This is a genomic window from Streptacidiphilus monticola (assembly GCF_042658505.1).
GTDB classification, from domain to species: Bacteria; Actinomycetota; Actinomycetes; order Streptomycetales; family Streptomycetaceae; genus Streptacidiphilus; species Streptacidiphilus monticola.
The window spans coordinates 1-672 of record NZ_JBHSQJ010000127.1; the positions used below are offsets into that span (position 1 = coordinate 1).

1 rRNA gene is annotated in these 672 nt (G+C 51.9%); it reads left to right on the plus strand.

Annotated elements, in window-relative coordinates:
• Nucleotides 1-154: 154 nt before the first annotated feature.
• A 16S ribosomal RNA gene (locus ACFP3V_RS26055) occupies nt 155-672 on the plus strand; the annotation flags it as partial.

Consider the following 672-nt stretch of genomic DNA (forward strand, 5'->3'; position numbering starts at 1 on the left):
GAAGCGGCACTGCTCTTTAACAATTCATCAGACAATCTGTGTGAGCACTCAAAGTGACATGGATTCTTAACGTCCTCGGACGAAAAATGAATACCAAGTCTCAAGAGTGAACACGTAATTCATTACGAAGTTTAATTCTTTGAGCATCAAACTTAAATTGAAGAGTTTGATCATGGCTCAGATTGAACGCTGGCGGGAGGCCTAACACATGCAAGTCGAGCGGTAGCACANGGTGAGTAATGTCTGGGAAACTGCCTGATGGAGGGGGATAACTACTGGAAACGGTAGCTAATACCGCATAATGTCGCAAGACCAAAGTGGGGGACCTTCGGGCCTCATGCCATCAGATGTGCCCAGATGGGATTAGCTAGTAGGTGGGGTAACGGCTCACCTAGGCGACGATCCCTAGCTGGTCTGAGAGGATGACCGGCCACACTGGGACTGAGACACGGCCCAGACTCCTACGGGAGGCAGCAGTGGGGAATATTGCACAATGGGCGCAAGCCTGATGCAGCCATGCCGCGTGTGTGAAGAAGGCCTTCGGGTTGTAAAGCACTTTCAGCGGGGAGGAAGGCGGTGAGGTTAATAACCTCATCGATTGACGTTACCCGCAGAAGAAGCACCGGCTAACTCCGTGCCAGCAGCCGCGGTAATACGTAGGGTGCGAGCGTT